The sequence below is a fragment of the Cupriavidus sp. FW305-F7 genome, assembly GCF_058782875.1.
The window spans coordinates 1-24,806 of record NZ_JBYSYC010000054.1 but is presented as its reverse complement, the minus strand read 5'-3'; the positions used below and the strand labels follow the sequence as shown (position 1 = coordinate 24,806).

Genomic DNA, 24,806 nt, shown 5'->3' with positions numbered 1-24,806 from the left:
GAGAGGCACATGAAACGAGTCGAAACGTCCCTCCTCGCGGTCCTGGGTGCCGTCGTGCTTGCCACCTATGGCTGGGTGCCGCAGGCTGAAGCGCGTGGCGGCGGTCACGCCGCGGGGCGCGGCGGTGGTGGCGGCGGCGCACAGGTCAGCAACGTGCGGGCCGACGCGCGCACGAACAATGTCCGCAGCGCCAGCGTGAACAGTGTCAGTGCCAACCGGAATGTCAACGTCAATACGAACCGGAACGTCAACGTCAATGTCGACACGCATGGCGGATGCTGCGGCGGCTGGGACAATGACTACCATCCGGTTGCCACCGCTGCCGCCGTTACCGCAACGGTGGCTGTGACCGCTGCCGTGGTGGGGTCGGTCGTGCGCTCGGTCCCGCCAAGCTGCGTCCCAGTCAGCTATGGCGGCATGGTGTACCAGCAATGCGGCAGCACCTGGTATCAGCCGCAGGGAACCCAGTACGTCGTGGTGAATGCTCCGTACTGACGCGGCCGGCTGCGATGGGTTGAGCCGCGCCAGTCCTGCCTGACGGCGCCGGCTCAGCCGCGCAGCGCCGCGGCGCACTCGCGCACCAGCGCCGGGCCGCGGTAGATCAGGCCGCTGTAGACCTGCACCAGCTTCGCGCCGGCATCGATCTTGGCGCGCGCATCGGCGCCGCCGAAGATGCCGCCCACGCCGATGATCGGCACCGCGTCGCCGACCACGCCGTGCAGCGCGCGCACCACCCGGGTCGAGGCCTCGAACACCGGGCGGCCGGACAGGCCACCGGCTTCTTCAGCGTGGGGCAGGCCCTTGACCGCCTCGCGCGAGATGGTGGTGTTGGTGGCGATCACGCCGTCGATCTTGTGCCGCACCAGCGCGTCGCCGATGTTGCCGACCTGGTCGGCATCCAGGTCCGGCGCGATCTTCAGCGCCAGCGGCACGTAGCGCTTGTGCTGGTCGGCCAGGCGCTGCTGCGCGTCCTTCAGCGTCGACAGCAGGCTGTCCAGCTCGCTCGCGCCTTGCAGCTGGCGCAGGTTCTTGGTGTTGGGCGACGAGATATTGACCGTCACGTAGCTGGCGTGCGGGTAGACGCGCTCCAGGCAGTAGAGGTAGTCATCGTTGGCGCGCTCGATCGGCGTATCGGCGTTCTTGCCGATGTTCAGCCCCAGCACGCCGCCCTCGGCCTTCCAGCGCGAGGCCCGCACATTGGCGACAAAGGCATCGACGCCGCCGTTGTTGAAGCCCATGCGGTTGATCAGCGCATCTGCCTGCGGCAGCCGGAACATGCGCGGGCGCGGGTTGCCCGGCTGCGCGCGCGGCGTGACCGTGCCCACCTCGATAGAGCCGAAGCCGAGCGCGGCCAGCCCGTCGATATAGGCGCCGTCCTTGTCCAGCCCCGCGGCCAGGCCGACCGGGTTGGGGAAACGCACCCCCATGACCGTGCGCGGGTCGTCGGCGATCTTATTGCCGATGCAGCCGCCCAGGCCCATGCGGTGGGCGCGCAGCAGGTTGTTCAGCGTGAAATGGTGGGCGTCCTCGGCATCCATCGAGAACAGGGCCGGGCGAAACAGGGGGTAGAGCGCGTTGAGCACGTGAGGCAGGGCAGAGTGAATACCAGGCCCGCATTGTAGCGGCTGGGCCGCATACCCGGGCAGCGCGCGGACGGATGCCGCGACCCGCCTATTCCCGGGTGGGTGCAGGCGCGGCGGTGGCCGTATCCCCGGCTTCGTCCTCGAACGCATGCCAGTGGTTGCCGGTCAGCACCTGCAGCGGCCGGAAGCGTGCCTTGTAGGCCATCTTGCGGCTGTCGGCGATCCAGTAGCCCAGGTAGAGGTGCGGCAGGCCCAGCTCGCGCGTCTGGCGGATCTGCCACAGGATGTTGTAGGTGCCGTAGCTGGCGTTGCGTTCGAGCGGGTCGTAGAAGGTGTAGACCGACGACAGTCCGTCGTCGAGCACGTCGATCATGCTGACCATGCGCAGGCGCCCGGCCTCGGGCGAGCCCGGCGGTTCGCGGAACTCCACCAGACGGGAGTTGACGCGGCTCTGCAGCAGGAATTGTTCGTACTGGTCGCGGCTGTCCTGGTCCATGCCGCCGCCGGCGTGGCGCATCGACTGGTACAGCAGGTACAGCGAATAATGCTCTTCGACATAGGTCAGCGGCGCCACCAGTGCCTGCAGGTGCTGGTGGCGGCTCCAGGCGCGGCGCTGCGAGCGGTCCGGCGCGAACTGGTCGACCACCACGCGGCATGGCGTGCAGGCGTGGCATTCGTCGCAATACGGCCGGTAGGTGAAGATGCCGCTGCGGCGAAAGCCGGCGCGCACCAGGCGTGAATAGACGTCGGCATTGATCAGGTGCGCCGGGGTGGCGACCTGGGAGCGTGCCATGCGGCCGTCGAGATAGCTGCAAGCGTAGGGCGCCGTGGCATAGAACTGCAGCGCGGAGAGCGGAAGTTCCTTCAGCTTGCTCATGACTCAGGGGGCTCCGGGCGGGACGATGCGGCCGGACGCGCAGTCAGCGGGGCGCCCCGTGCCAGGTTTCAGCCGGCCGGCGCGGCTGGCGTCCCGGCCCAGCGCTCCAGCACCGATTTGTCGAACCGCCACGGGCTGATCGCCGGTTGCGCCGTCGCCGCCCGCACATGGGCCACGAATTCCGCGCGGGGGATCGGGCGCGCACCCAGCGAGGCCAGGTGGTCGGTTTCCTGCTGGCAGTCTATCATCGCCACGCCGTGATTGCCGAGGAACGCGCACAGCGCCGCCAGCGCAATCTTTGATGCATCGGTGCGGTGCGCGAACATCGATTCGCCGAAGAACATCCGCCCCAGCGCCACCCCATACAGGCCGCCCACGCGTTCGCCGCGGTACCAGCTTTCGACCGAATGGGCCATGCCGTTGCGGTGCAGCGTACCGTACGCGGCAATGATGTCGTCGGTGATCCAGGTGCCATCCTGGCCGTCGCGCGGCGTGGTCGCACAGGCGCGCATCACCGCCAGGAAGTCGTCGTCGACGCGGATCTCCCAGTCAGCATCGCGCAGCACGCGGCGCAGGGTCTTGCGCAGGTTGAGCGAGACGCGCAGCGCCGACGGGGGCAGCACCATGCGCGGATCGGTGCTCCACCACAGCACCGGCTGGCCACTCGAATACCACGGGAAGATGCCCTGGCGGTACGCCAGCAGCAGCCGCTGGGGCGACAGGTCGCGGCTGGCCGCCAGCAGGCCGGGGGCCTCGGAATCGGGCCCAAGCGCCTCGGCAACCGGCGGAAACGGATCTTGCGGGTCCAGCCAGGCAATCATGCGGGCTGCGCCGTAGGGCGATGCGCGGCAGCCGCGCCGCTCAGGGCGTGACCGTGGCCCGGCTGGTCAGCGGGCGCATCGGCTTGTCGATATCCAGGCTGTGCAGCCGGAAGCTGCCGTCCTGCAGCCGGCCGGCGGCGCGGTCGGCAAAGAAGCAGCGCAGGGTGTGGATCACGGTGGGGAACGCCAGTTCATCCCAGGGCACATCGGCCTCTTCCACCAGCTTGACCTCCAGGCTTTCCTCGCCGGGGGCGACATCCAGGTCGTCCAGCGTGGCCAGGTAGAAAAGATGCACCTGGTGCACATGCGGCACGTTCAGTATCGAGAACAGTTCCCCAACTTGCACGCGCGCGCCGGCTTCTTCCAGTGTCTCGCGCGAGGCGGCCTGCGCGGTGGTCTCGCCGATCTCCATGAAGCCCGCCGGCAGGGTCCAGAACCCGTAGCGCGGCTCGATCGCGCGCTTGCACAGCAGGATCTTGTCTTCCCACACCGGGATCGTGCCGACGACGTTGCGGGGATTGACGTAGTGGATGGTGCCGCAGTTGTCGCAAACACTGCGCGGGCGGTTGTCGCCGTCAGGCACGCGCAACACGACCGCATGACCACAGTTCGAGCAGAATTTCATGAGGGGCGTCCGGGAGGAATGGCGAAAGTGTATCACCCTTGCCGAGGGGGCCGGCAGGCATGATTGGGGCGGTGGGGCACCATCGGTCAACGCAACCTGCGTGCTGCACGGAGGGCAGCATCCGATTGCCAGCACCGGGGCAGCAGAAAACAAAAAACCCGCCAGAGGCGGGTTTATCTGCTTTAACGGCGCCACATGATACGCATCATGCGGTTGGTTGCGGGGGCAGGACTTGAACCTGCGACCTTCGGGTTATGAGCCCGACGAGCTGCCAACTGCTCCACCCCGCGTCCGTCGAAGAAAAGATTATATGGCATCCGGTTGCGCAATGCAACACTTGTTTAAAAATACCTTCCAGCGGTGAGCATTGCCGCCTGCCATAACGATTAGATCGCCGGCACGGGGCAGAGGTTCAGCCCTTTCCAGCGCTATTGGTTGTGCGCTGCCACAGCGCGGCTTCGAACTCGAAGCTGTCGCGTTGCTGCAGGTCGTCGCGCTGCCAGATCACGCGGTCGCGGCGTACCGTCAGCATCCAGGTGGTGGTGGCCAGCGGCGCCGGGTGGGAGAACGCGCGCGGGGTCAGCACCGCGCCGCAGGGGCCATGCTGGGGATCGCGCACGGAGGTGTAGCGGATCATGCCAAGGCCGGCCTCGCGCGCAATGCGGCCGAAGGCCTGGCAGGGCTCGTGGTGGTCGGGGTCGGTCCAGGTTGCGTGGTCCTGGTCGAACGGCGGTGTGTCCAGCGCCACGCCCCAGGTCTCGACGCGCACTTCGAACAGCGTCTGCGCGCGGGCGTCGATGCCCGGCAGCGCGGGGCTGTCGTTGAGGAAGCGCCAGCGCCAGTAGCCGAGTTCGGCGCAGGCGGTGCGGATCTCGTTGGCGCCGTAGAACACGCCCGGGTCCTGGCTGGCGCGAAAGCGCGAGCCCCAGGGCGAGGGCGGATAGCGGAACGGGGTGAACAGCAGGTAGTGCAGGTGGCGCGCCTCGGCGGGCACGGCGGGTTTGCCGGCGTCAAGCACGGCTTCCAGCACAGCCTGTTCTTCCAGGCTGTCGACCAGCGGCATGGTGGATACGACGTGCTGGGCCTCCACCGCCCGCCACAGCGTGAGCGCAAACTGCCGGCGCTCAGATGCGACCGCGGGTGGCGTCCAGGTAGTGAACGACACGGACCAGACCTTCCGTTGTGCGGATCATTTCAAGGGGCTTGCCGCCCAGCGCGAGGTTTTCATTGGTCAGCCATAGCCGGGCCTGGTCGCCGTGGCCCAGGATGGCATCCAGCGATCGGAACAGGCGCACGAACAGCACGCCGAATTCCCACTCCTTGCGGTGCGCATCGAGCACATAGCCGCCAGATGCCATACGCGATACCGATGCCGTGCTGATGCCCAGCACGCTTGCCACGATGGCCTGGCTGATGCCGAGGAAGCCCGCGGCGCGCATCACCGCCTTGGTCAGCGTGGTGCCGGGGTCGGGGCCGCCGGCGGGATCGATTTCCGGAATCCGCCTGGATTGCATCGCCATCACTCCTGTTTCTTGAGAAATATTATAGGCGATGCCTTTCAGAAGGGAAGCGCTTGCTGAAAAGACCAGCAAGCAGCGGGGCGGCGTCAGTAGGTCTCGATATGGAGCCGGCCCTCCGCCTTCATGGCGGCCTCGATCTCCAGCCAGGCGTGCCCGGCGCCGGCGCACACCGCTTCGAATGCCTCCAGCACGCCTGCTTCCATGCCCTTCAGTCCGCAGATATAGACATGGCCGTTGGGATCGGCCAGCAGGGCGGCGGCGCTGTCCCCGGCCTCGCGGATCGCGTCCTGCACGTAGCGGCGCGGCGCGGCGGGGTCGCGCGAAAAGGCGAAATGGATGTCCAGGAAGTCCCTGGGCAGCTTCAGCAGCGGGCCGAAGTAGGGCAGTTCGTTGGCGTTGCGGGCGCCGAAGAACAGCATCCGGCGCCCGCCGAAGTGCGCCATGTTGCGGCGCATGCGCTCGGTCATGGCGCGCATCGGCGCCGAGCCCGTGCCGGTGCAGATCATCATGATGCTGGCCTCGGCATGGTTGGGCATCAGGAAGGTCGATCCGAACGGGCCCACCACCTGAACGTTGTCGCCCTTGGCCAGGTCGCACAGGTAGCTGGACGCGACGCCCCGCACCGGCTTGCCATCGTGGTCCTGGTCGACCCGTTTGACGGTCAGCGCCAGGTTGTTGTAGCCGGGGCGCTCGCCGTCGCGCGGGCTGGCCACCGAGTACAAGCGGATGTAGTGCGGCTTGCCCGACGCATCCGTGCCGGGCGGCACGATGCCGATCGACTGGCCTTCCAGGATCGGGAAGAAGTGCGTGCCGAAATCCAGCACGATATGGTGGATGTCGCTGGACGCGTCCTCGGCGGTCAGCCGGTAGTTGCCGGCCACGGTCGCGGTGACCGGTGCGCGCACGCCATGCAGGTTCACATAGGGATGGGCCGCCGACCACGGCGCACGCGGCGAGGTGTGGCGGCTGGTTTCCACGGACTGGATGACGGCGTCGGGTGCGGCGCCGGTTGCCGTGCCGCTGCCGAGGGTTGCCTGCGGTGCCTCACCCAGGTCGGCCAGTTCCGGCAGCGGCACCTCGGCCGGCAATTCGTCCCACAGCAATTGCGCCTCGATCGGGTAGGCCTGGCCGCGCAGCATGGTGCGCCAGTTGTCGATGGCGCCCGTCGGGCAGGGCGACAGGCAGGCGTTGCAGCCGTTGCACACGTCCGCCCTGACCACGTAGTTGCGGTCGTCGTGGGTGATGGCATCGATCGGACAGGTGTCCTCGCAGGTATTGCAGCGGATGCAGATTTCCGGATCGATCAGGTGCTGCTTGATGATGTCGGGGGCGCCCATGGCGTGTCTCCGGTGGCTCCTGGCCTGTCCTTGTGGTTCTGGTTCAGTTGAAACGCACGTACTCGAAATCCATCGGCTGGCGGTTGATGCCCACCGCCGGCGGCGCGATCCAGTTGGCGTACTTGCCCGGCTCCACCACGCGGCCCATCAGCGAGGCCACAAAGGCGCGGTCTTCATCGGTGGCCAGCCATTTGCGTTCGTTGGCCTTCCACTCGGCTTCGGAAATCAGCTGGCCCTCGGGCGAGACGTGCACATTGGCGAGCGTGCCGATCTTGCGGTTGAAGGCCTTGTGCGGCACGGTCAGGCGGAACGCGATGCCGGCCTTCTCGATGACCTTGTTCCAGCGCGCGACGCCGCCCATGCTGTCCTTGATGTAGTCGTCGCGCAGTACTTCATTGAGCGCATTGAGCATTGGCACCTCGCGCTCGCCCAGGTGGCCGTCGCGCACTTCCAGCACGCGGTAGACATCGCTCTTGAGCACGTGGTCGTCGGCGCGCTTGCCTTCCTCGAAGCGGCCCTTCAGGCCGGCGCTGTAGAAGGTGGCGGCGTTGGACGACTGGTCGGCGCCGAACAGGTCAATGGTGACGCTGTAGTGGAAGTTCAGGTAGCGCTGGATGGTCTCCAGGTCGATCACCCCGGCGGCGCGCACTTCGGCGGGGTCTTCGATGCCGCGTTCGCGCATCACCTCGCAGGTGCGCTGGATCACGCGCGACACGCCGGATTCACCCACGAACATATGATGCGCTTCCTCGGTCAGCATGAAGCGCGTGGTGCGCGCCAGCGGATCGAAGCCGGATTCGGCCAGCGCGCACAGCTGGAACTTGCCGTCGCGGTCGGTGAAGTAGGTGAACATGAAGAACGCCAGCCAGTCCGGGGTGCGCTCGTTGAAGGCGCCGAGGATGCGCGGATTGTCCTGGTCGCCCGAGCGGCGCTCCAGCAGCGCCTCGGCTTCCTCGCGGCCGTCGCGGCCGAAATAGCGGTGCAGCAGGTATACCATCGCCCACAGGTGGCGGCCTTCCTCCACATTGACCTGGAACAGGTTGCGCAGATCGTACAGGCTCGGCGCGGTCAGGCCCAGGTGGCGCTGCTGCTCGACCGAGGCGGGCTCGGTGTCGCCCTGCGTGACGATGATGCGGCGCAGGTTGGCGCGGTGCTCGCCCGGCACGTCCTGCCAGGTGGCTTCGCCCTTGTGCTCGCCGAAGTGGATCCTGCGCTCGGGGTCGGCCGGCTGCAGGAAGATGCCCCAGCGGTAGTCCGGCATCTTGACGTGGTCGAAGTGCGCCCAGCCCGATGGATCGACCGACACCGCGGTGCGCAGGTACACATCGAAGTTGTGCGAGCCGTCCGGTCCCATGTCGTGCCACCAGTCGAGGAACGCTGGTTGCCAGTGTTCCAGCGCGCGCTGCAGCGCGCGGTCGTCGGACAGGTTGACGTTGTTGGGAATCTTCTGGCTGTAGTCGATGCTCACGTGCTGTCTCCTTGTTGTCTGGCGGGGCCCGGGCGCTACACCCGGTCCCAGTCGAAGCGTGCCTTGTTGCCGCTGCCGAAGACCTTCAGCGCGCCGTACTCGCCGACGGCGTTGGGGCGCTGGAAGATCCAGTTCTGCCATGCGGTCAGGCGGCCGAAGATGCGCGTTTCCATGGTCTCGGCGCCGCCGAAGCGCAGGTTGGCTTCCATCCCGGTCAATGCATCCGGCGACAGGCTGGCGCGTTCTTCCAGGGCGATGCGGATTTCGTCCTCCCAGTCGATATCGTCGGGCGCGGCGGTGATCAGCCCGAGCGAGTCGGCGCTGAGCGCATCCAGCGGCGCGCCGATATGCTCGCGTACCGCCGTGAGCGCGGCCTCGTCGCCATAGAAGCGCGCCGCCAGCCGGGTTTGCCCGTTGGGCATGGGGTAGTGGCCGAAGTTGAGCGCGGACGCGAACACGCGCGGCGCATCGTCCGGGGCGTCGGGCAGGTGCAGCATGTAGCTGCGGTCGGCGGCCAGCGCCAGTTCCAGCAGCGTGCCGGCAAAGCAGGAATCGGCTTCGATCAGCGCGATCAGGCTGCGCGACGACACATCCAGCCGCGCCAGCGTGCGGCGCAGCATGCCGATGGTCTCGCGCACGAACCAGTGGCCGGCATGCGCCTGCAGCAGCGCGTCGGCGGCCAGCACCGCGGCCGAGTCGCCATCGGTCTTGAGCACCCAGATGCCGATATCCAGGTGGTTGGCGCGCAGTGTCAGGATGGCGTCGTCCAGTTCGCGCGCCATCTTCAGCGGCCACCATTGCGCGCCGGCCGCGACCACGCCGGCGAGATCCGCGGGCTGGTGCTTGTCGGGCCCGAACACGGTCAGCGTGGCCTTGCGCGCAGCGGGATCGACATGCACGCGCACGGTCTCGTAGCGGTAGCCGTCGGGCTCGATGGTGCGCGACAGCGGTGTCAGCGTGATGCCATGGTGGCCCTGTGGCCGGTCGCTGGTGGCCGCCAGCGCCGCCGCGCGCTCGGCGATATGCTCGGCAAAGCGCGCCGGCTTGACCACTTCGTCAACCAGCTTCCAGTCCTTGGCGCGCTGGCCGCGCACGCCTTCCGTGGTGGTGCAGAAGATGTCTGCGTGGTCGCGGCGCACGTGGCGCTTGTCAGTCACGCGGGTCAGGCCGCCGGTGCCGGGCAGCACGCCGAGCAGCGGCACCTCGGGCAGGCTTACCGCGGACGAGCGGTCATCGACCAGCACGATCTCGTCGCACGCCAGCGCCAGTTCATAGCCGCCGCCGGCGGTGGTGCCGTTGCAGGCGGCGATGAACTTCAGCCCCGAGTGCCGGCTGGCATCCTCGATGGCATTGCGGGTCTCGTTGGTGAACTTGCAGAAGTTGACCTTCCACGCATGCGACGACAGCCCCAGCATGAAGATATTGGCGCCCGAGCAGAAGATGCGCTCGCGCGCGCTGGTCAGCACCACGGTGCGCACTTCGGGGTGTTCGAAGCGGATGCGCTGCAGCGCGTCGTGCAGTTCGATATCGACGCCAAGGTCGTAGGAATTGAGCTTCAGCGCGTAGCCGGGGCGCAGTCCGCCTTCCTCGTCGACGTCCATCGCCAGCGTGGCGACGGGGCCGTCGAAACTCAGTTTCCAGTGGCGGTACTGGTCGGGATGACGCTCGAAGGTGACGGGGGCGGGCGCATCTGACGGGGCGGCTGCCTGGTCAGGGCGCAGTGGGGCGGTTGCCGGCGCGGACATGGCTGTCTCCTGAGTGCACTATAGTGCCTTGCGGCTTTTGATGAAATATAGTGCATGGAGGCGGCCGGCGCAATGTCTTTGTCAGCCGTGCGCCGCCGGCAGGGTGGTCAGGCGCCGGCGGCCTGCAGTTGGGCGCGCAACTGTTGCAGCGAGGCGGCGGCGTCCTGGCCGCTGGTGTCGATCGAGATATCGGCGCGGTCATAGAGCGGCGCGCGTGCCTGCAGGATGCGGCGCAGGTCGGCCATGGCCTCGCGGTTGCCTTCCATCGGCCGCATGTCGCCCTGGGCCACCACGCGCGCCATGTGTTCCTCCGGCGAGGTGCGCACCCAGATGGTGTAGCACTGCGACAGCAGCAGGTTGAAGGTGGCCGGTTCAGAGACCAGGCTGCCCGGCGTGGCCAGCACCAGGCGGTCGTGCTCGCGCAGGGTGCGTTCCAGCGCGCGCATTTCGTAGCGGCGGTAGGCCGCCTGGCCGTAGAGCGAATGGATTTCCGACAGGCTGGCGCCGGCTTCCTGCTCGATCACGGTGTTCAGTTCGACAAAGGGCACGTCCCTGGCCGCTGCCAGCGCGCGGCCCAGGGTGGACTTGCCGGCGCCGCGCAGGCCGATCAGCGCGATGCGGCGGTGGCGCGCATCGCCGGACTCTGCGGGGGCCAGTGCATGGCGGCAGGCTTCACGCACGCGCGCCAGATCGCCCGCGGGCAACTGCGCCAGCCATTGCACCATCTGCGCAAACGCGGTGGCCTGCTCGCCTTTCAGGCCGTCCACTTCGGCCAGCACCACCGGCAGCGGCACGTCGAGCGCGCGCGCCACCTGGCGCAGCAGCAGCACCGACGCATTGCCGGTGCCGGTTTCCAGGTTGGCCAGGTAGCGCTCGGACACGCCGGCGCCGCGCGCCAGGTCCTTGCGCGACATGCCGCGCGAGGCGCGCAGCGAGCGGATGCGCTCGCCCAGCAGCGTCAGGTAGGGGTCGCGCTCGGCGTTGGCGGCTGCGGCGGGCGCATCCCCGGCAGGGCGCGCGTCGGCTTCGGTCTCGTTGGCGGGCAGCGGGGTGGGATCGCGGCGCATGGTGGTGGTTTCGGGTTGACCGGCAGAAAAAGCAAGGGCGCATTATACGAGCAGCCCTGGTGCGCCAAGTGGCGCGGCAGGCAGTCGGTTCGATAAAGCCTGTCCTATAGTGCATCCCCTCGCTTGCATAATAGTTGATATGAAATAAAATGCATCAACAAGCGGATGCCGGCATGCACATTGGCGGACATCGGCAAACAGAACAGCGACTGGACTGACGCTGGCGCGGCGCCCGTGGCCCGCGGCGCGACACCAAGGAGTGGAGACAATGACGCCCCCCAATACCGCCGCCGGCATGCCAGCGGCAGCATCGCCCGTGCTGCCGGATGTTCCACCCGCTACCGATGTCGTGGCGGCACTGCCCACCCGCTACAACGCCGCCGAGGACCTGCTGTCGCGCAATCTGGAGGCAGGGCGCGGGGGCAAGACTGCCTACATCGACGACACCACCTCGCTGACTTACGCCGAGCTCGATGCCCGCGCCCGCCGTTTTGCCGGCGCGCTGCGCGACGCGGGCTTCCGCCAGGAAGAGCGGCTGCTGCTGTGCGCGCTCGATACCATTGATTTCCCCACGGTATTTCTCGGCTGCCTGCTGGCGGGCGTTGTGCCGGTGGCGGTCAATACCCTGCTGACCGCGGACGATTACGCCTACATGCTTGGCCACAGCGGCGCGCGCGCCGTGGTGGTGTCGGAGCCGCTGCTGCCGGTGATGAAGGCGGCCATCGAGAAGAGCGGGCTGGCGCCGATGGTGATCCAGGCGGCGCCGCATGCCGATGGCGCGCCGGCGTGCAGCGTGGGCGCGATGCTGGCGCGCACGCGTTCCCCCGCGCAGACCGTGCGCAGCGGCCCGGACGACATGGCGTTCTGGCTGTATTCGTCGGGCTCGACCGGACGGCCCAAGGGCACCGTGCACACGCATGGCAACCTGTTCCATACGGCTGACCTGTATGCCCGCCAGGTGCTGGGCATCCGCGAAGACGACATGGTGTTCTCGGCCGCCAAGCTGTTCTTTGCCTACGGGCTGGGCAATGCGCTAACCTTTCCGATGTCGGTCGGCGCCACCACCGTGCTGATGGCCGAGCGGCCCACGCCGGCGGCCGTGTTCAGGCGGCTGCGCGAGCAGCGGCCCACGGTGTTCTGCGGCGTGCCCACGCTGTTTGCGGGCATGTTGGCGGCGCCTGAGCTGCCGCCGCGCGCCGAGGTGGCGTTGCGTGTATGCACCTCTGCCGGCGAGGCCCTGCCGCGCGATATCGGCGAACGCTTCCTGGCGCATTTCGGCTGCGACATCCTGGATGGCATCGGCTCCACCGAGATGCTGCATATCTTCCTGTCGAACCGGCCGGGTGAGGTGCGCTACGGCACCACCGGCAAGCCGGTGCCAGGCTACGCGCTGAAGCTGCTGGACGAGCGCGGCGAGCCGTGCGCGCCCGGCGAGATCGGCGATCTCTATATCAAGGGCCCCAGTGCCGCGCTGATGTACTGGTGCAACCGCGACAAGAGTCGCGATACCTTTGTCGGCGAATGGACGCGCAGCGGCGACAAGTACCTGTGCGATGCCGATGGCTACTACACCTATGCCGGCCGCAGCGACGACATGCTCAAGGTCGGCGGCATCTACGTGTCGCCGTTCGAGGTCGAGGCCGCGCTGGCGCAGCACCCGGCCGTGCTGGAGGCGGCGGTGATCGGCGTCACGGATGCCGACGAACTGGTCAAGCCCAAGGCCTTTGTCGTGCTGCGGCCCGGCCAACAATGGCATGACGGCATGGCGGCGGAACTGCAGGCCTTTATCAAGTCGCGCCTCGCGCCGTACAAGTACCCGCGCCAGATCGAATGCGTGCCCGAACTGCCCAAGACCGCGACCGGCAAGATCCAGCGTTTCCGCCTGCGCCAGCGCGAGCAAGCCGCGCGGGAGGCGGCGCAATGAAGCGCCCGTAGCTTCTGGACATTCCTTCTGAACCGATGCAAGACAATAGCGTGCCCATGCAAAGCAGCCTGGTGGAAATTCCCTTCGACAACCGCCGTATCCGGATCGAGTACCAGTGGCTGCGACCTGAACGCGCGCAGCGCCCGCTGGTGGTGTTCCTGCATGAGGGGCTGGGCTCGGTCAGCATGTGGCGCGATTTTCCGCGTGAATTTTGTGAAGCCGGCGACTATCGTGGCCTGGTGTTCTCGCGCTACGGCTACGGACGTTCGACGCCGCGGCCGCACGACGAAAAATGGCGTCCCGACTTCATGCATCGCCAGGCATGCGAGGCGCTGCCCGCATTGTTCGACGCGCTCGACATCGGTCCCGGCCGCGCGCACGGCATGCCCTGGCTGCTGGGTCACAGCGACGGCGGCTCGATCGCGCTGATCCACGCCGCCAGCTTTCCACAGGCGGTTGCCGGCATCACCGTGCTGGCGCCGCATATCGTGGTCGAAGACCTGTCGGTGCGCAGCATCGCGGGCACGCGCCGGGCTTACCTGGAAACCGACCTGCGCCAGCGGCTGGCGCGCCACCATGACGACGTCGATTCGGCCTTCTGGGGTTGGAACGATATCTGGCTCGACCCCGAATTCCGCCAGTGGGACCTGCGTCCGCTGCTGTCTGGGCTGCGCTGCCCGGTGCTGGCGGTGCAGGGCGAGGACGACGTGTACGGCACCATGGCGCAGATCGAGGGTATCCATCGATATGCCCCCCAGACCACCTTGCTTAAACTCGCGCGATGCGGGCATTCGCCACACCGGGACCAAAAAGAACCGTTGACGCTGGCTGCCGTTCGGCATATAAATCTGCATACTTCAAACCTAAAATAATTCGGCTTCCCGCCTGTTGCGAAGGGTCCTCACGGTGCATGCGCCAGCGCGGGACACGGCAAGGGCAGGGGTGACCGGCAACGGTCCAGCGAGCCACCGGCTTGACCACCAGGAGACACCATGCGTCGCTTCACCTCGCGCAGGCTTGCGCCTGCCTGCCTTGCCGTCGCCACCGTCTTTGCCATGGCCGGCGCGTCCGCGCAGCCAGCAGCCCCCGCACCCGCTGCACCCGGGGGAAAGATCAAGGTCGGCTTCATGCTGCCGTACACCGGCACCTACGCGGCCCTGGGGACGGCCATCGAGAACGGCTTCCGCATGTACGTGCAGCAGCAGGGCGGCAAGCTTGGCGGACGCGACATCGAGTACTTCAAGGTCGACGATGAATCCGATCCGGCCAAGGCGCCGGAGAACGCCACCAAGCTGGTCAAGCGCGACCAGGTCGACGTGGTGGTCGGCACGGTGCATTCGGGCGTGCAGATGGGCATCGTCAAGGTGGCCAAGGAGAACAACACGCTGCTGATCATTCCCAATGCCGGCGTGGATGAGGCAACAGGTCCGCTGTGCGGCCCCAATATCTTCCGCACCTCGTTCTCGAACTGGCAGCCGGGCTACGCCATGGGCCAGGTGCTGGGCGAGCGCGGCCTGAAGAAGGTGGTGACGCTGACCTGGAAGTACGCCGCCGGCGAACAGTCGGTGAAGGGCTTCAAGGAAGCGTTCGAGGCCAAGGGCGGCAAGGTGGTGAAGGAACTGAACCTGCCGTTCCCCAATGTCGAGTTCCAGGCGCTGATCACCGAAGTGGCGTCGCTCAAGCCTGACGCCGTGTTCGTGTTCTTTGCCGGCGGCGGCGCGGTCAAGTTTGTCAAGGACTGGGCTGCGGCGGGGCTCAAGGACAAGATTCCGCTGTACGGCTCGGGCTTCCTGACCGACGGCACGCTCGAAGCACAGGGCAACGCCGCGCAGGGGCTGGAAACCACGCTGCACTACGCCGATGGCCTGACCAACCCGCGCGACAAGAACTTCCGCCTGGACTACGCCAAGACCTACAAGCTGCAGCCGGACGTGTACGCAGTGCAGGGCTACGATGCCGCCCAGCTGCTGGCCGCCGGCGCCACGGCGGTGAAGGGCGACATGACGCGCAAGGCCGACCTGTACAAGGCCATGGGCGCGGCCAGGATCGACAGCCCGCGCGGCGCCTTCACGCTGTCCAAGGCGCATAACCCGGTGCAGGATTTCTACCTGCGCAAGGTCGACGGGCGCGAGAACAAGGTCAGCTCGGTGGCCGTCAAGGCACTGGCCGACCCGGCCCGCGGCTGCCGCCTCTGATCGGCTCTTCCGGAGCAGCCTGATACCGCGCCTTCGTCCTCCAGGGACAGGCGCGGTGGCGGCTGACGCAACATGGATATCGTCTCCTTCCTGATCCAGTGCCTGAACAGCGTCCAGTACGGCCTGCTGCTGTTCCTGGTGGCCAGCGGCCTGACGCTGATCTTCGGCATCATGGGCGTGATCAACCTCGCCCACGGCAGCTTCTACATGCTCGGCGCCTACCTGGCCTTCACGCTCGCCGGCCTGACCGGCAACCTGTTTATCGCCATCCCGCTCGGCATCGTGCTGGCGGTGGCATTCGGCTACGTGCTGGAATGGGCCTTCTTCAGCTACCTGTATGAGCGCGACCACCTGCAGCAGGTGCTGATGACCTACGGGCTGATCCTGGTGTTCGAGGAGTTGCGCAGCATCCTGGTCGGCGATGACGTGCACGGCGTGCAGGTGCCTGCGCTGCTGGACGGCTCGTTGGCGATCGGCAACGACATGACCTATCCGGTGTACCGCCTCTTTATCTCCGCGGTATGCCTGGTGGTGGCCCTGGCGATGTACTACGTGATCCGGCGCACCCGGCTGGGCATGATGATCCGCGCCGGCGCCACCAACCGCGAGATGGTGCAGTCGCTGGGCATCAACATCACGGTGCTGTACCGTTTCGTGTTCGCGCTGGGCGTGGCGCTGGCAGTGCTGGCCGGCATGATCGCCGCGCCGGTGTCGTCGGTCTATCCGGGCATGGGCGCGCAGGTGCTGATCGTCTGCTTCGTGGTGGTGGTGATCGGCGGCATCGGCTCGGTCAAGGGCGCGCTGGTGGCGTCGCTGCTGCTGGGCTTCGTCGATACCTTCGGCAAGGTGTTCTGGCAGGAGGCGGCCGGCGTGCTGATCTACCTGCTTATGGCGGTGATCCTGCTGTGGAAGCCGCAGGGGCTGTTCAAGGCAGGATGACATGAACCCGACGACATTGCCGGCGCGCCGGCACTCCTTGCGCAATGCCACGCTGGCCACCGGGCTGGGCTGGCTGGTGGCGTTCGCGGTGCTGGCGGCACTGCCGCTGCTGCTGACCGCGGACAGCAACAAGTTCTACATCGAGCTGCTCAGCAAGGTGATGATCATGGCGATCTTCGCGCTGTCGCTGCAGCTGCTGATCGGCTACACCGGGCTGGTCAGCCTGGGCCATGCCGCGTACTTCGCCATGGCGGCGTATGCCACCGCAATCCTGGCGCCGCAGGCCGGCCCGGGCAACGGCTGGCTGCTGCTGGCGGGTGCGCTGGCCGCGTCCGCGCTGCTGGCGCTGGTGGTGGGGGCGCTGGTGCTGCGCACCCGCGGCGTGTATTTCATCATGGTCACGCTGGCGTTCGCGCAGATGGTGTATTTCGTCTTCCATGACACCAAGATCGCGGGCGGCAGCGACGGCACCTATATCTACTTCCGGCCGGAATTCCCGGTGCCTGGCGAGCACCTGCTGACGGTCAACGATCCCACGCATTTCTACTGGATGGTATGGATCGGGCTGGTGCTGACGGTAGCGGTGCTGGCGCTGGTGCTGCGCTCGCGCTTCGGGCACGCGCTGGTCGGCATCCGCCACAACGAGCAGCGCATGCGCGCGGCCGGCTATGCCACCTACCGCTACCAGCTTGGCGCCTTTGTCGCGGGCGGGCTGCTGGCGGGGCTGGCCGGGTTTCTGTATGCGATCCAGTTTGGCTTCGTCAATCCGGAGATCGCGTCGTGGCACCAGTCCGGCAACGCCATGCTGATGGTGATCCTGGGAGGCGTGGGCAGCCTGGCCGGCGCGGTGCTGGGCGCGTTCTCGTTCGTGCTGCTGGCCGAGTGGTTCAGCACCCTGACCAAGCACTGGCAGCTGCTGATGGGCGGCTTCATCATCGTCGCGGTGGCACTGCTGCCGCGCGGACTGGTCAGCCTGCCGTCGGTGTTGCGGCACGGTCGCCGCGGACGCCGCAATGGCGATGCCGGCACCGGCACGGATGAGGCCGCGGGCGCCGCGGACAGCCGCCGCGAAGGACGCCGCAATACGGAGGCCGCATGACATCGCAAGGAACCCCGATCCTGCAGGCGCAGCAACTGACCCGGCGCTTCGGCGGCCTGACCGCCGTGGCGGGCGTCGACCTGTCGCTGGAGTTGCATGAGATCCATGCCGTGATCGGCACCAACGGCGCGGGCAAGTCCACGCTGATCAATATGCTGTCTGGCGAACTGCCGCCGTCGTCCGGCCGCCTGCACCTGAAGGGCGAGGACGTGACCGGCTGGTCGCAGCCGCGGCTGGCGCGCCATGGGGTCGGGCGCAGCTACCAGCGCAACAATATCTTCCTGCCGCTGACGGTGCGCGAAAACTGCCGGCTCGCCGCGCAATCGCGCGCGCAGCGCGCGTGGCGGCTGTGGGAAAGCGCCCAGGGCTGCCGCACCAGCGCCACGCTGGCCGACGAGGCCCTGGAGCGGGCCGGCCTGGCACCGCTGGCGGACCGGCTCGCCAGCGACCTGGCGCATGGCCAGAAGCGCCAGCTGGAGGTGGCGATGTGCCTGGCCACGCAGCCGGTCGCATTGCTGCTGGACGAGCCGCTGGCCGGCATGGGCGCGGAAGAGTCGGCGCGGATGCTGGCGCTGCTGCGCGGCCTGCGCGAGGGCCACGCCATCCTGCTGGTCGAGCATGACATGGACGCGGTGTTCTCGGTCGCCGACCGCATCACCGTGATGGTCAACGGCGCCGTGATTGCCACTGGCAGCCCCGAGGCGATCCGGACCAACCACGAGGTCCAGGTCGCTTACCTGGGCGAGGAAGAGAGCGAGGCCGCATGAATGCCCCGATGATCGAAGCCACCGGCATCAACGCCTGGTATGGCTCCAGCCACGTGCTGCGCGACGTCGACTTCACCGTGGGCGTGGGCGAAACGGTCGGGCTGCTGGGCCGCAACGGCATGGGCAAGAGCACGCTGCTGCGCACGCTGCTGGGCCATGTGCGCCAGCGCCAGGGGCAGATCCGCGTGGCTGGCCGCGACGTCTCGCGCGCGCAGCCGTTCGAGGTCGCGCGCCTGGGCGTGGCCTACGTGCCGGAGGGCCGCGGCATTTTCCCCAGCCTGTCGGTGCGTGAAAACCTGCTGATGGCCGCGCGCAAGGGCTGCAACGGCCGCAACGACTGGGACGAGGCGCGCGTGCTCGACTTGTTCCCGCGGCTGAAGGAACGCCTGTCCCATGGCGGCCAGCAGTTGTCCGGCGGCGAGCAGCAGATGCTGTCCATCGGCCGCGCGCTGATGACCAATCCCGACTGCCTGGTGCTGGACGAGGCCACCGAAGGGCTGGCCCCGCGCATCGTGCGCGAGATCTGGGCGGTCATCGCCACCGTGCGCGGCACCGGCATCGCCTCGGTCGTGGTCGACCGCAATTTCCGCTCGGTGCTGGCCCACGCCGACCGCGCCGTGGTGCTGGAAAAGGGCCGGGTGGTGATGTCTGGCCCCGCGTCGGATCTTGCCGGCAAGCCCGAAGCGCTGGACCGCTATCTGGGCGTTTGAGGTGGAAAGCGCCGCATAAGACCCTTATGTTGTCCTGCCGCAACGCTGCTTGCGGGCGCAAGGACACGCTGTTTTGCTCTCCCGGGGCTTGACCATCCGCCGCTTCCCTCCCATCCTTGCGAAGTCACGAAAGCGGCATCCCTTTTTGCCGCAGTGGTCGATCGTCGACAGTTCATCTAAAATTGCGCGCGTTTGTGCGATGCAATAGAAGAAGTTAGCGGACCCGCAGCCACCGCGTCAGGGCCGGGTCGCCGGAGAGGCATCAATCGCCCGCGAGCCCGGTCAATCAGACCAATACTCATGACCCAATCCGCAACAACCAGTCATTATTTTGTCGAAAGCCCCAGTACGCGGGCGCTGATCGTGGGAGCGATCGGTGTCGTCTTCGGGGATATCGGCACCAGCCCGCTTTACGCGCTCAAGGAGTGCTTCAGCCAGGAACACGGCATTCCCTTCAGCGCTGATGCCGTGCTTGGCATCATCTCGATGCTGTTCTGGGCGATGATCATCGTCGTTTCGCTCAAGTACGTGATGTTCGTGATGCGCGCTGATAACGACGGCGAGGGCGGCGTGCTGGCCCTGATGGCGCTGGCGCTGCGCACAGCGGCACCGCGCTCGCGTATGGCGCGCCTGCTGATGATGCTGGGCATCTTTGGTGCCTGCATGTTCTATGGCGATGCGGTCATTACGCCGGCAATCTCAGTGCTGTCGGCGGTGGAAGGGCTGGAGATCGCCGCGCCGGGCCTGTCGCAATTCGTCATTCCGATCACGCTGGTCATCCTGTGTGCGCTGTTCCTCATCCAGCGCAGCGGCACGCATGCCGTGGGCAAGTTGTTCGGCCCGATCATGGTTGCGTGGTTCCTCGCGCTTGGTGCGCTGGGGCTGCTGCACCTGGTGAAGGCGCCGGGCATCCTTCTGGCAGTCAGCCCGCACTATGCGATCAGCTTCCTGATGGAGCATTCGCTGCAGGCCTTCGTCGTGCTGGGTTCGGTGTTCCTGGTGCTGACCGGTGCCGAGGCCCTGTACGCGGACATGGGCCACTTCGGCGCGCGCCCGATCCGGTATGGGTGGTTCGCGCTGGTGATGCCCTGCCTGATGCTCAACTATTTTGGCCAGGGCGCGATGTTGCTGAACAATCCGGCAAACATCTCCAATCCCTTCTACCTGATGGTGCCGGACATGCTGCAGCTGCCGATGGTGCTGCTGGCGACCGCCGCCACTGTGATTGCTTCGCAGGCCGTGATCTCGGGAGCCTTCTCGCTGACCAGCCAGGCGATCCAGCTTGGCTTCGTGCCGCGCATGCGCATCCGCTATACCTCTGCAGCAGAAATCGGCCAGATCTACCTGCCGGTGATCAACTGGATCCTGCTGGTACTGGTGGTGATCGTGGTGGTGGCGTTCAAGAAGTCTGAGAACCTGGCGGCTGCCTACGGTATTGCCGTCACGACGACCATGGTGATCACGACCTTCCTGGCGGCCGTCGTGATGCGTAATGTCTGGAAGTGGCATCCGGTGCTGGTCACGCTGATCGGCCTGTCATTCCTGCTGGTCGACCTGGCGTTCTTCTCGGCCAACCTGCTGAAGATTGCCGAAGGCGGCTGGTTCCCTCTGTTGATGGGCGGTACGGCCTTCTTCCTGCTGATGACCTGGCACAGCGGCCGCAAGCTGCTGCGCGCGCGCAGCCTGGAAGACGGCATCCCGCTCGAGCCCTTTATCGCCGGGCTGCTGGCGCACCCGCCGCACCGGGTCGAGGGCACCGCGGTGTTCCTGACCGGCAATACCGACTCCGTGCCGGTATCGCTGCTGCACAACCTGAAGCACAACCGCGTGCTGCATGAGCGCGTGGTGTTCCTGACCTTCGTCACGCGCGATATCCCCTACGTGGACGACAACCAGCGCGTGAGCAGCAAGGACCTCGGCGGCGGCGTCTTTATCCTGAAGTCCGAATACGGCTTCAAGGAAACGCCAGATGTGCAGAGGGTGCTGGACCTGGCCGACCACAAGCTTGGCATGCACTTCGAGCTGATGGAGACCTCGTTCTTCATCGCGCGCGAATCGGTGATTCCGTCCAAGCTGCCGGGCATGCCGATGTGGCGCGAGAGCCTGTTCGCCTGGATGCACCAGAACGGCGCCAAGCCGTCGGACTTCTTCCAGATCCCGGCCAACCGGGTGGTGGAGCTGGGCACCAAGGTCGAGATCTGAGCGCGCGGGCCCCGGCGCCCGCTTCCGTCGAACTCAGCAACCCCCGGACGCGCCGCCAGGCAACCCGGGGGTTTTGCTTTCTGCCTGGTTTGCGCTGCCCTCGGGGCGCATGTCCCGGGAAGTCGCGCATTGCGGACCCCGAACTGGGACACCGGCCTCATGCGTGCACACCGCCCCGCGCCACACAATGCAACCCTCAGCTTGTCACTGACCGCCTTCAAGGCGGTCTCTTCCAGAAGGAGCCTGTGCCATGTGCGCGTTGCAGCAGTGGTCTCGCCAGTCCAGCCGGCATGCCGACGGTATCCGTCGCATCCGTCGGCTGCGACGGGCGCTGCCGCCGTGGCTGCCGCTGCTGCTGCCGGCGCTCCTGCTGCTCTACGTCTTCTGTCATTCACATGCGAACTGGGAATCGTGCCTCGCCTCACTGCGTGAGCTGAGTCACGATCACGGCGCGCCGGCGCGCGAGCTGGGACGCGCGTTGTCGCTGGCGCGCTCCCTGCGCGGACGCCAGGCACCGGATCCGGCTGCCTGGCACGCCGCGGTGCAGCTGGCCGCCGACCGGGGGGCGGCGTGCCTGGCAGCACTCGGGCGCAGTCCGGCGCGGCTGCTGCCGTCGCTGACAGCGCTGTTCGCGATGCTCGCATGGCTGCACTAGGGCGGCCGCTTTCCCGCATCCGCATAACACTGATCCAGGAGTCAGGCGCTGCGCCGCTGCCATGATGGGATGGCAGCCGGCTTGCGCCAGGCAACGGCTGGCACGGCTCGAGGCGATCCCGTGCGGCCCGTGCTGTTTCGTAGCCGATCGCCCGCATGAGGCGTGCCGTCGCGGCAATGCCGCCGGCATCCCTGTTGGAGATTGCAATGCATGAGAATTTTGCCAAGACCCTGCTAGTCGCTGCCGCACTCGCCGCCGGGTTCAGTCATGCCGCCCACGCCGGTGCATATGGCGAAGCCCTGGCCGCTGCCGTGCCGCGCCACAACGCGCAGCGCGACGCCTTCACGGACGGCGCGCGCAGTCCGGCCGCCGAGGCCGCGATGCGGCCCGTGGTGGCTCGCGGCAGCATGTCAGTGTGCGTGGTCCGTGGCTTTGATCCGAACCGGGATGCGAAGCGCAAGCCTGATCCATACACGGATGGCGCGCGCATGGGACGCTTCGATCCCTTTACCGAGGGGACGCATATCAGTTCTCGCGATGGTTTCACCGACGGCGCGCGCAGCGATGCACGCGGCAGCGAGGAATGCCTGTCCTGAGTGATCGACGGCGCTTTGGCGCCGCCCATCCTTTGCCTAAGCTAGGGAAGTCACGCGGCGCGCCCGCATGGCAGCCGCGGCCCGCGGCTGCCGGCAGGCCGTCCCAGCACCGCGCGGCCCCGACATGCCGATGTTCAAGCAGCAGCTCCGCCTGTGCACCAGCCGTGACGGCGTTCGCCTTGCGTACGCCATCACGGGCAGCGGCGCGCCGCTGGTCAAGGCGGCCAACTGGATGAGCCACCTGGAGTTCGACGTCGGCAGCCCGGTGTGGAGCCACATGATCACGGCGCTGTCTGCCACGCATACGCTGATCCGCTATGACGAGCGCGGCTGCGGGCTCTCTGACCGGGATATCGAGGACCTGTCCTTCGACGCGTGGCTGCGCGACCTGGAAACCATCGTCGACGCCACCGGGGTGGACCATTTTCCGTTGCTGGGCATCTCGCAGGGCGCGTCGATTGCCGTCGCCTACGCGGTCGCGCATCCCGAGCGGGTCAGCCATCTGGTGCTGCACGGTGGCTACGCGCGGGGGCGCCTGAAGCGCGACCACCTGAGCCAGCGCCTGCTGGAAGAGGCCGAGCTGATGAACAAGCTCGCCGAGCTTGGCTGGGGCCAGGAGAATCCGGCTTTCCGCCAGTTCTTCACCACCCAGTTCATCCCCGGCGGCACGGCCGAGCAGCATGCATGGTTCAATGAACTGGAGCGGGTCTCGACCTCGCCGCTGAATGCCGCACGCTTCATGCGCGTCTTCAATGAGATCGACGTGGTGGCGCTGCTGCCCCAGGTATCGTGCCCGACACTGGTGCTGCACGCGGTGCGCGATGCGCGCGTGCCGTTCGACGAAGGGCGCCTGATCGCCAGCGAGATTCCCGGCGCGCGCTTCGTGCCGCTGGAAAGCGGCAATCACCTGTTGCTGGAAACCGAGCCCGCATGGCTGCGCTGGCTGGACGAGGTGCGCGCCTTCCTGCAGGCTGGGGAGCCAGTGCGCGACCCGGCCTTCACCGCGCTGACACGGCGCGAGCGCGATATCGTCGAACTGATCGCGCAGGGCCGCGACAACGCCCAGATCGCCGCGCATCTTGACCTGTGTGAAAAGACCGTGCGCAACCACATCACCAGCATTTTCGCCAAGCTGGAAGTGGAGAACCGCGCGCAGGCCATCGTGCTGGCGCGCAAGGCCGGCTTCGATCGCGCCGGCGCCTGAATTCCGGACCTGAGGCTGTGATGCGGTCGATACCTGCCAGCGTCAGATTGTCCCGCTATCCGACCCCTTGAAATTCGCGCGGGGCAGCACTAATTATGGATTGCCCAGTCGTCGCGGCAACGCGGCGCTGCGTGTTTTCCGTTGGTTTGCAGCGGCCTGGCAGGAGGCCAGGTGCACTACATCAGGGTCCTGCGCCTCCCCGCTGCATAGAAGGAGGATCTAACCATGAGTGACTTCTTTTTCGGGAACGACCCGTTCAGTGAATTCGACCGGATGCAACGGCAGATGGCGAATCTCTTCGGCGGGTTTTCAACCAGCCTGCGCTCCGGGCGTTTCGGGGCGTTCCCCCCGCTGAATATCGGCGCGACCGATGACTCGATCGAGATCGTGGTGTTCGCGCCCGGCATCAAGACGGACCAGCTCGAGGTATCGATCGACAAGGGCCTGCTGACCATCAGCGGCGAGCGTGCCCAGGTGCAGCCGGAGGGCGAAGCCGAGATACGGCCCTATGCGCAGGAGCGCTTCTTCGGCAGCTTCCGCCGCGTGATCGAGTTGCCGCAGTCGGCCGATCCGGACAAGGTGCAGGCACGCTATACCAACGGCTGCCTCTCGATCAGCGTAGGCAAGCGCGAAGCGTCGCGTCCGCGCGCCATCACCGTCAGCTAACGTGAGGAGGACGCCATGAACGATTCGAAGCAGGTCGTCCAGCGCGACCAGAACACAAGCGGCCAAGGCGAGCGGGGCGCCGTCGCGCAACGCCGCGAGGAAATCCAGACCATGACGCTGGTGCCCGCGGTCGATATCTACGAAACCTCAGCAGGAGTCACGCTGTGGGCGGATCTGCCCGGCGTGCCGCGCGAGAACCTCGAGGTCAACGTCCACGACAGCAGCCTGCGCATCGAAGGCGAAGCCGTCGTGCCGACGCCCGCGAGCCTGCGCGTGCAGCATGCCGAGATTCGGCAGCCGCGCTATGCACGTACGTTTACGCTCAGCCCGGATCTTGACGCCTCGCGCATCGAGGCCAACTTGCAGGACGGCGTGCTGAAGCTGACGATCCCGCGCAGGGAAGAGGCGCGGCCGCGGCGGATTGAAGTGTCGGTCGGCTGAGGCCGCGGGTGTGCTCCCCTCTCCCGCTTGCGGGAGAGGGGCAGGGGGTGAGGGCAGGCACAGGCATACCGACACGCGTTACTTCGTCGATACACCTGGCCCTCACCCCAACCCTCTCCCGCAAGCGGGAGAGGGAGTACCCAAGCCAGAAGGAACGCCAGCAGGCTTCGGCATGCGGCTTGAGACTGCCTCCAGCCTCACCCCTGGTTCACCAACGTCCTTGCGTCCGTCACGTGCGTGCGATACGCCTCGAAGATGCGGCGCAGCGCCGCTTCCATGCTGATCCCGGGCTTCCAGCCCAGTTCTTCGATGGTGTTGTCGATCTTCGGCACGCGGTGCTGCACGTCCTGGTAGCCCTTGCCATA

General features: G+C 67.0%; 24 protein-coding genes, 1 tRNA gene and 1 pseudogene. 14 read left to right on the top strand and 12 right to left on the bottom strand.

What is annotated here, in order from left to right; genetic code table 11:
• Positions 1-9: 9 nt before the first annotated feature.
• Complete coding sequence (locus AC3WL8_RS34025) at positions 10-495, top strand: hypothetical protein (protein ID WP_013956415.1); 486 nt, start codon at positions 10-12, stop codon at positions 493-495.
• A gap of 53 nt (positions 496-548) precedes the next feature.
• Here AC3WL8_RS34025 and AC3WL8_RS34020 read toward each other — a convergent pair whose 3' ends face one another.
• The 11 genes from AC3WL8_RS34020 to AC3WL8_RS33970 all read right to left on the bottom strand — a co-directional run bounded on the left by AC3WL8_RS34020 (position 549) and on the right by AC3WL8_RS33970 (position 11,043).
• On the bottom strand, positions 549-1,583 hold the full coding sequence (locus tag AC3WL8_RS34020) for a quinone-dependent dihydroorotate dehydrogenase (protein WP_114136441.1): 1,035 nt from the start codon (positions 1,581-1,583) through the stop codon (positions 549-551).
• An 88-nt stretch (positions 1,584-1,671) separates the two neighbouring features.
• On the bottom strand, positions 1,672-2,460 hold the full coding sequence (locus AC3WL8_RS34015) for an arginyltransferase (protein ID WP_013956417.1): 789 nt from the start codon (positions 2,458-2,460) through the stop codon (positions 1,672-1,674).
• A 68-nt stretch (positions 2,461-2,528) separates the two neighbouring features.
• A complete protein-coding gene (gene aat, locus AC3WL8_RS34010) occupies positions 2,529-3,281 on the bottom strand; it encodes a leucyl/phenylalanyl-tRNA--protein transferase (RefSeq protein WP_013956418.1) in 753 nt (250 codons plus the stop codon).
• 40 nt (positions 3,282-3,321) lie between these two features.
• Positions 3,322-3,906, bottom strand: coding sequence for an NUDIX hydrolase (locus AC3WL8_RS34005; protein WP_153956161.1), 585 nt, complete (start codon positions 3,904-3,906; stop codon positions 3,322-3,324).
• Positions 3,907-4,120: 214 nt separating this feature from the next.
• Positions 4,121-4,196 (bottom strand) — tRNA-Met (locus AC3WL8_RS34000).
• Positions 4,197-4,318: 122 nt separating this feature from the next.
• Complete coding sequence (locus AC3WL8_RS33995) at positions 4,319-5,071, bottom strand: RES family NAD+ phosphorylase (protein ID WP_013956420.1); 753 nt, start codon at positions 5,069-5,071, stop codon at positions 4,319-4,321.
• Positions 5,031-5,420: an MbcA/ParS/Xre antitoxin family protein gene (locus AC3WL8_RS33990; protein WP_013956421.1), complete on the bottom strand. Its 390-nt coding sequence runs from the start codon at positions 5,418-5,420 to the stop codon at positions 5,031-5,033. The genes AC3WL8_RS33995 and AC3WL8_RS33990 overlap by 41 nt, the downstream gene beginning before the upstream one ends.
• Positions 5,421-5,512: 92 nt before the next feature.
• Positions 5,513-6,763 (bottom strand): benzoyl-CoA 2,3-epoxidase subunit BoxA, encoded by a 1,251-nt coding sequence (gene boxA / locus AC3WL8_RS33985; protein WP_013956422.1) that lies wholly within the window; start codon positions 6,761-6,763, stop codon positions 5,513-5,515.
• Positions 6,764-6,806: 43 nt separating this feature from the next.
• Positions 6,807-8,231 (bottom strand): benzoyl-CoA 2,3-epoxidase subunit BoxB, encoded by a 1,425-nt coding sequence (boxB, locus tag AC3WL8_RS33980; RefSeq protein ID WP_211980972.1) that lies wholly within the window; start codon positions 8,229-8,231, stop codon positions 6,807-6,809.
• Positions 8,232-8,266: 35 nt separating this feature from the next.
• Positions 8,267-9,976 (bottom strand): 2,3-epoxybenzoyl-CoA dihydrolase, encoded by a 1,710-nt coding sequence (gene boxC / locus AC3WL8_RS33975; RefSeq protein ID WP_013956424.1) that lies wholly within the window; start codon positions 9,974-9,976, stop codon positions 8,267-8,269.
• A 107-nt stretch (positions 9,977-10,083) separates the two neighbouring features.
• Positions 10,084-11,043 (bottom strand): helix-turn-helix transcriptional regulator, encoded by a 960-nt coding sequence (locus AC3WL8_RS33970; protein ID WP_013956425.1) that lies wholly within the window; start codon positions 11,041-11,043, stop codon positions 10,084-10,086.
• Positions 11,044-11,311: 268 nt separating this feature from the next.
• On the opposite strand from AC3WL8_RS33970, the gene AC3WL8_RS33965 reads away from it, so the two are divergent.
• From AC3WL8_RS33965 to AC3WL8_RS33905, 13 genes are all read left to right on the top strand, one after another.
• A complete protein-coding gene (locus AC3WL8_RS33965; protein ID WP_153956162.1) occupies positions 11,312-12,967 on the top strand; it encodes a benzoate-CoA ligase family protein in 1,656 nt (551 codons plus the stop codon).
• Positions 12,968-13,002: 35 nt separating this feature from the next.
• Positions 13,003-13,839 (top strand): alpha/beta fold hydrolase, encoded by an 837-nt coding sequence (locus AC3WL8_RS33960; RefSeq protein ID WP_013956427.1) that lies wholly within the window; start codon positions 13,003-13,005, stop codon positions 13,837-13,839.
• A gap of 120 nt (positions 13,840-13,959) precedes the next feature.
• The gene (locus tag AC3WL8_RS33955) at positions 13,960-15,162 is read left to right on the top strand and encodes an ABC transporter substrate-binding protein (RefSeq protein ID WP_013956428.1); all 1,203 of its coding nucleotides are present in this window, start codon (positions 13,960-13,962) and stop codon (positions 15,160-15,162) included.
• A 72-nt stretch (positions 15,163-15,234) separates the two neighbouring features.
• Positions 15,235-16,101, top strand: coding sequence for a branched-chain amino acid ABC transporter permease (locus AC3WL8_RS33950; protein ID WP_153956163.1), 867 nt, complete (start codon positions 15,235-15,237; stop codon positions 16,099-16,101).
• A 1-nt stretch (position 16,102) separates the two neighbouring features.
• Complete coding sequence (locus AC3WL8_RS33945) at positions 16,103-17,200, top strand: branched-chain amino acid ABC transporter permease (RefSeq protein WP_013956430.1); 1,098 nt, start codon at positions 16,103-16,105, stop codon at positions 17,198-17,200.
• Positions 17,197-17,967: an ABC transporter ATP-binding protein gene (locus AC3WL8_RS33940; RefSeq protein ID WP_013956431.1), complete on the top strand. Its 771-nt coding sequence runs from the start codon at positions 17,197-17,199 to the stop codon at positions 17,965-17,967. The genes AC3WL8_RS33945 and AC3WL8_RS33940 overlap by 4 nt, the downstream gene beginning before the upstream one ends.
• Positions 17,964-18,677 (top strand): ABC transporter ATP-binding protein, encoded by a 714-nt coding sequence (locus AC3WL8_RS33935; protein ID WP_013956432.1) that lies wholly within the window; start codon positions 17,964-17,966, stop codon positions 18,675-18,677. The genes AC3WL8_RS33940 and AC3WL8_RS33935 overlap by 4 nt, the downstream gene beginning before the upstream one ends.
• Before the next feature lie 300 nt (positions 18,678-18,977).
• Positions 18,978-20,879, top strand: a complete 1,902-nt coding sequence (locus tag AC3WL8_RS33930; protein ID WP_153956165.1) for a potassium transporter Kup — start codon at positions 18,978-18,980, stop codon at positions 20,877-20,879.
• A 250-nt stretch (positions 20,880-21,129) separates the two neighbouring features.
• A complete protein-coding gene (locus tag AC3WL8_RS33925; RefSeq protein ID WP_153956166.1) occupies positions 21,130-21,534 on the top strand; it encodes a hypothetical protein in 405 nt (134 codons plus the stop codon).
• Positions 21,535-21,740: 206 nt separating this feature from the next.
• Positions 21,741-22,130 carry a hypothetical protein gene (locus AC3WL8_RS33920; protein ID WP_153956167.1) on the top strand — a complete coding sequence of 130 codons (390 nt, stop codon included), beginning with the start codon at positions 21,741-21,743 and terminating at the stop codon, positions 22,128-22,130.
• 67 nt (positions 22,131-22,197) lie between these two features.
• Complete coding sequence (locus tag AC3WL8_RS33915; protein ID WP_211980973.1) at positions 22,198-23,334, top strand: alpha/beta fold hydrolase; 1,137 nt, start codon at positions 22,198-22,200, stop codon at positions 23,332-23,334.
• Positions 23,335-23,559: 225 nt separating this feature from the next.
• Complete coding sequence (locus tag AC3WL8_RS33910; protein WP_153956169.1) at positions 23,560-24,000, top strand: Hsp20/alpha crystallin family protein; 441 nt, start codon at positions 23,560-23,562, stop codon at positions 23,998-24,000.
• Positions 24,001-24,015: 15 nt separating this feature from the next.
• Positions 24,016-24,441 carry an Hsp20/alpha crystallin family protein gene (locus tag AC3WL8_RS33905; RefSeq protein WP_013956438.1) on the top strand — a complete coding sequence of 142 codons (426 nt, stop codon included), beginning with the start codon at positions 24,016-24,018 and terminating at the stop codon, positions 24,439-24,441.
• Positions 24,442-24,638: 197 nt separating this feature from the next.
• On the opposite strand, the pseudogene AC3WL8_RS33900 reads toward AC3WL8_RS33905, so the two are convergent.
• Positions 24,639-24,806 (bottom strand): annotated as a pseudogene (locus tag AC3WL8_RS33900) (bifunctional UDP-4-keto-pentose/UDP-xylose synthase); the annotation flags it as partial.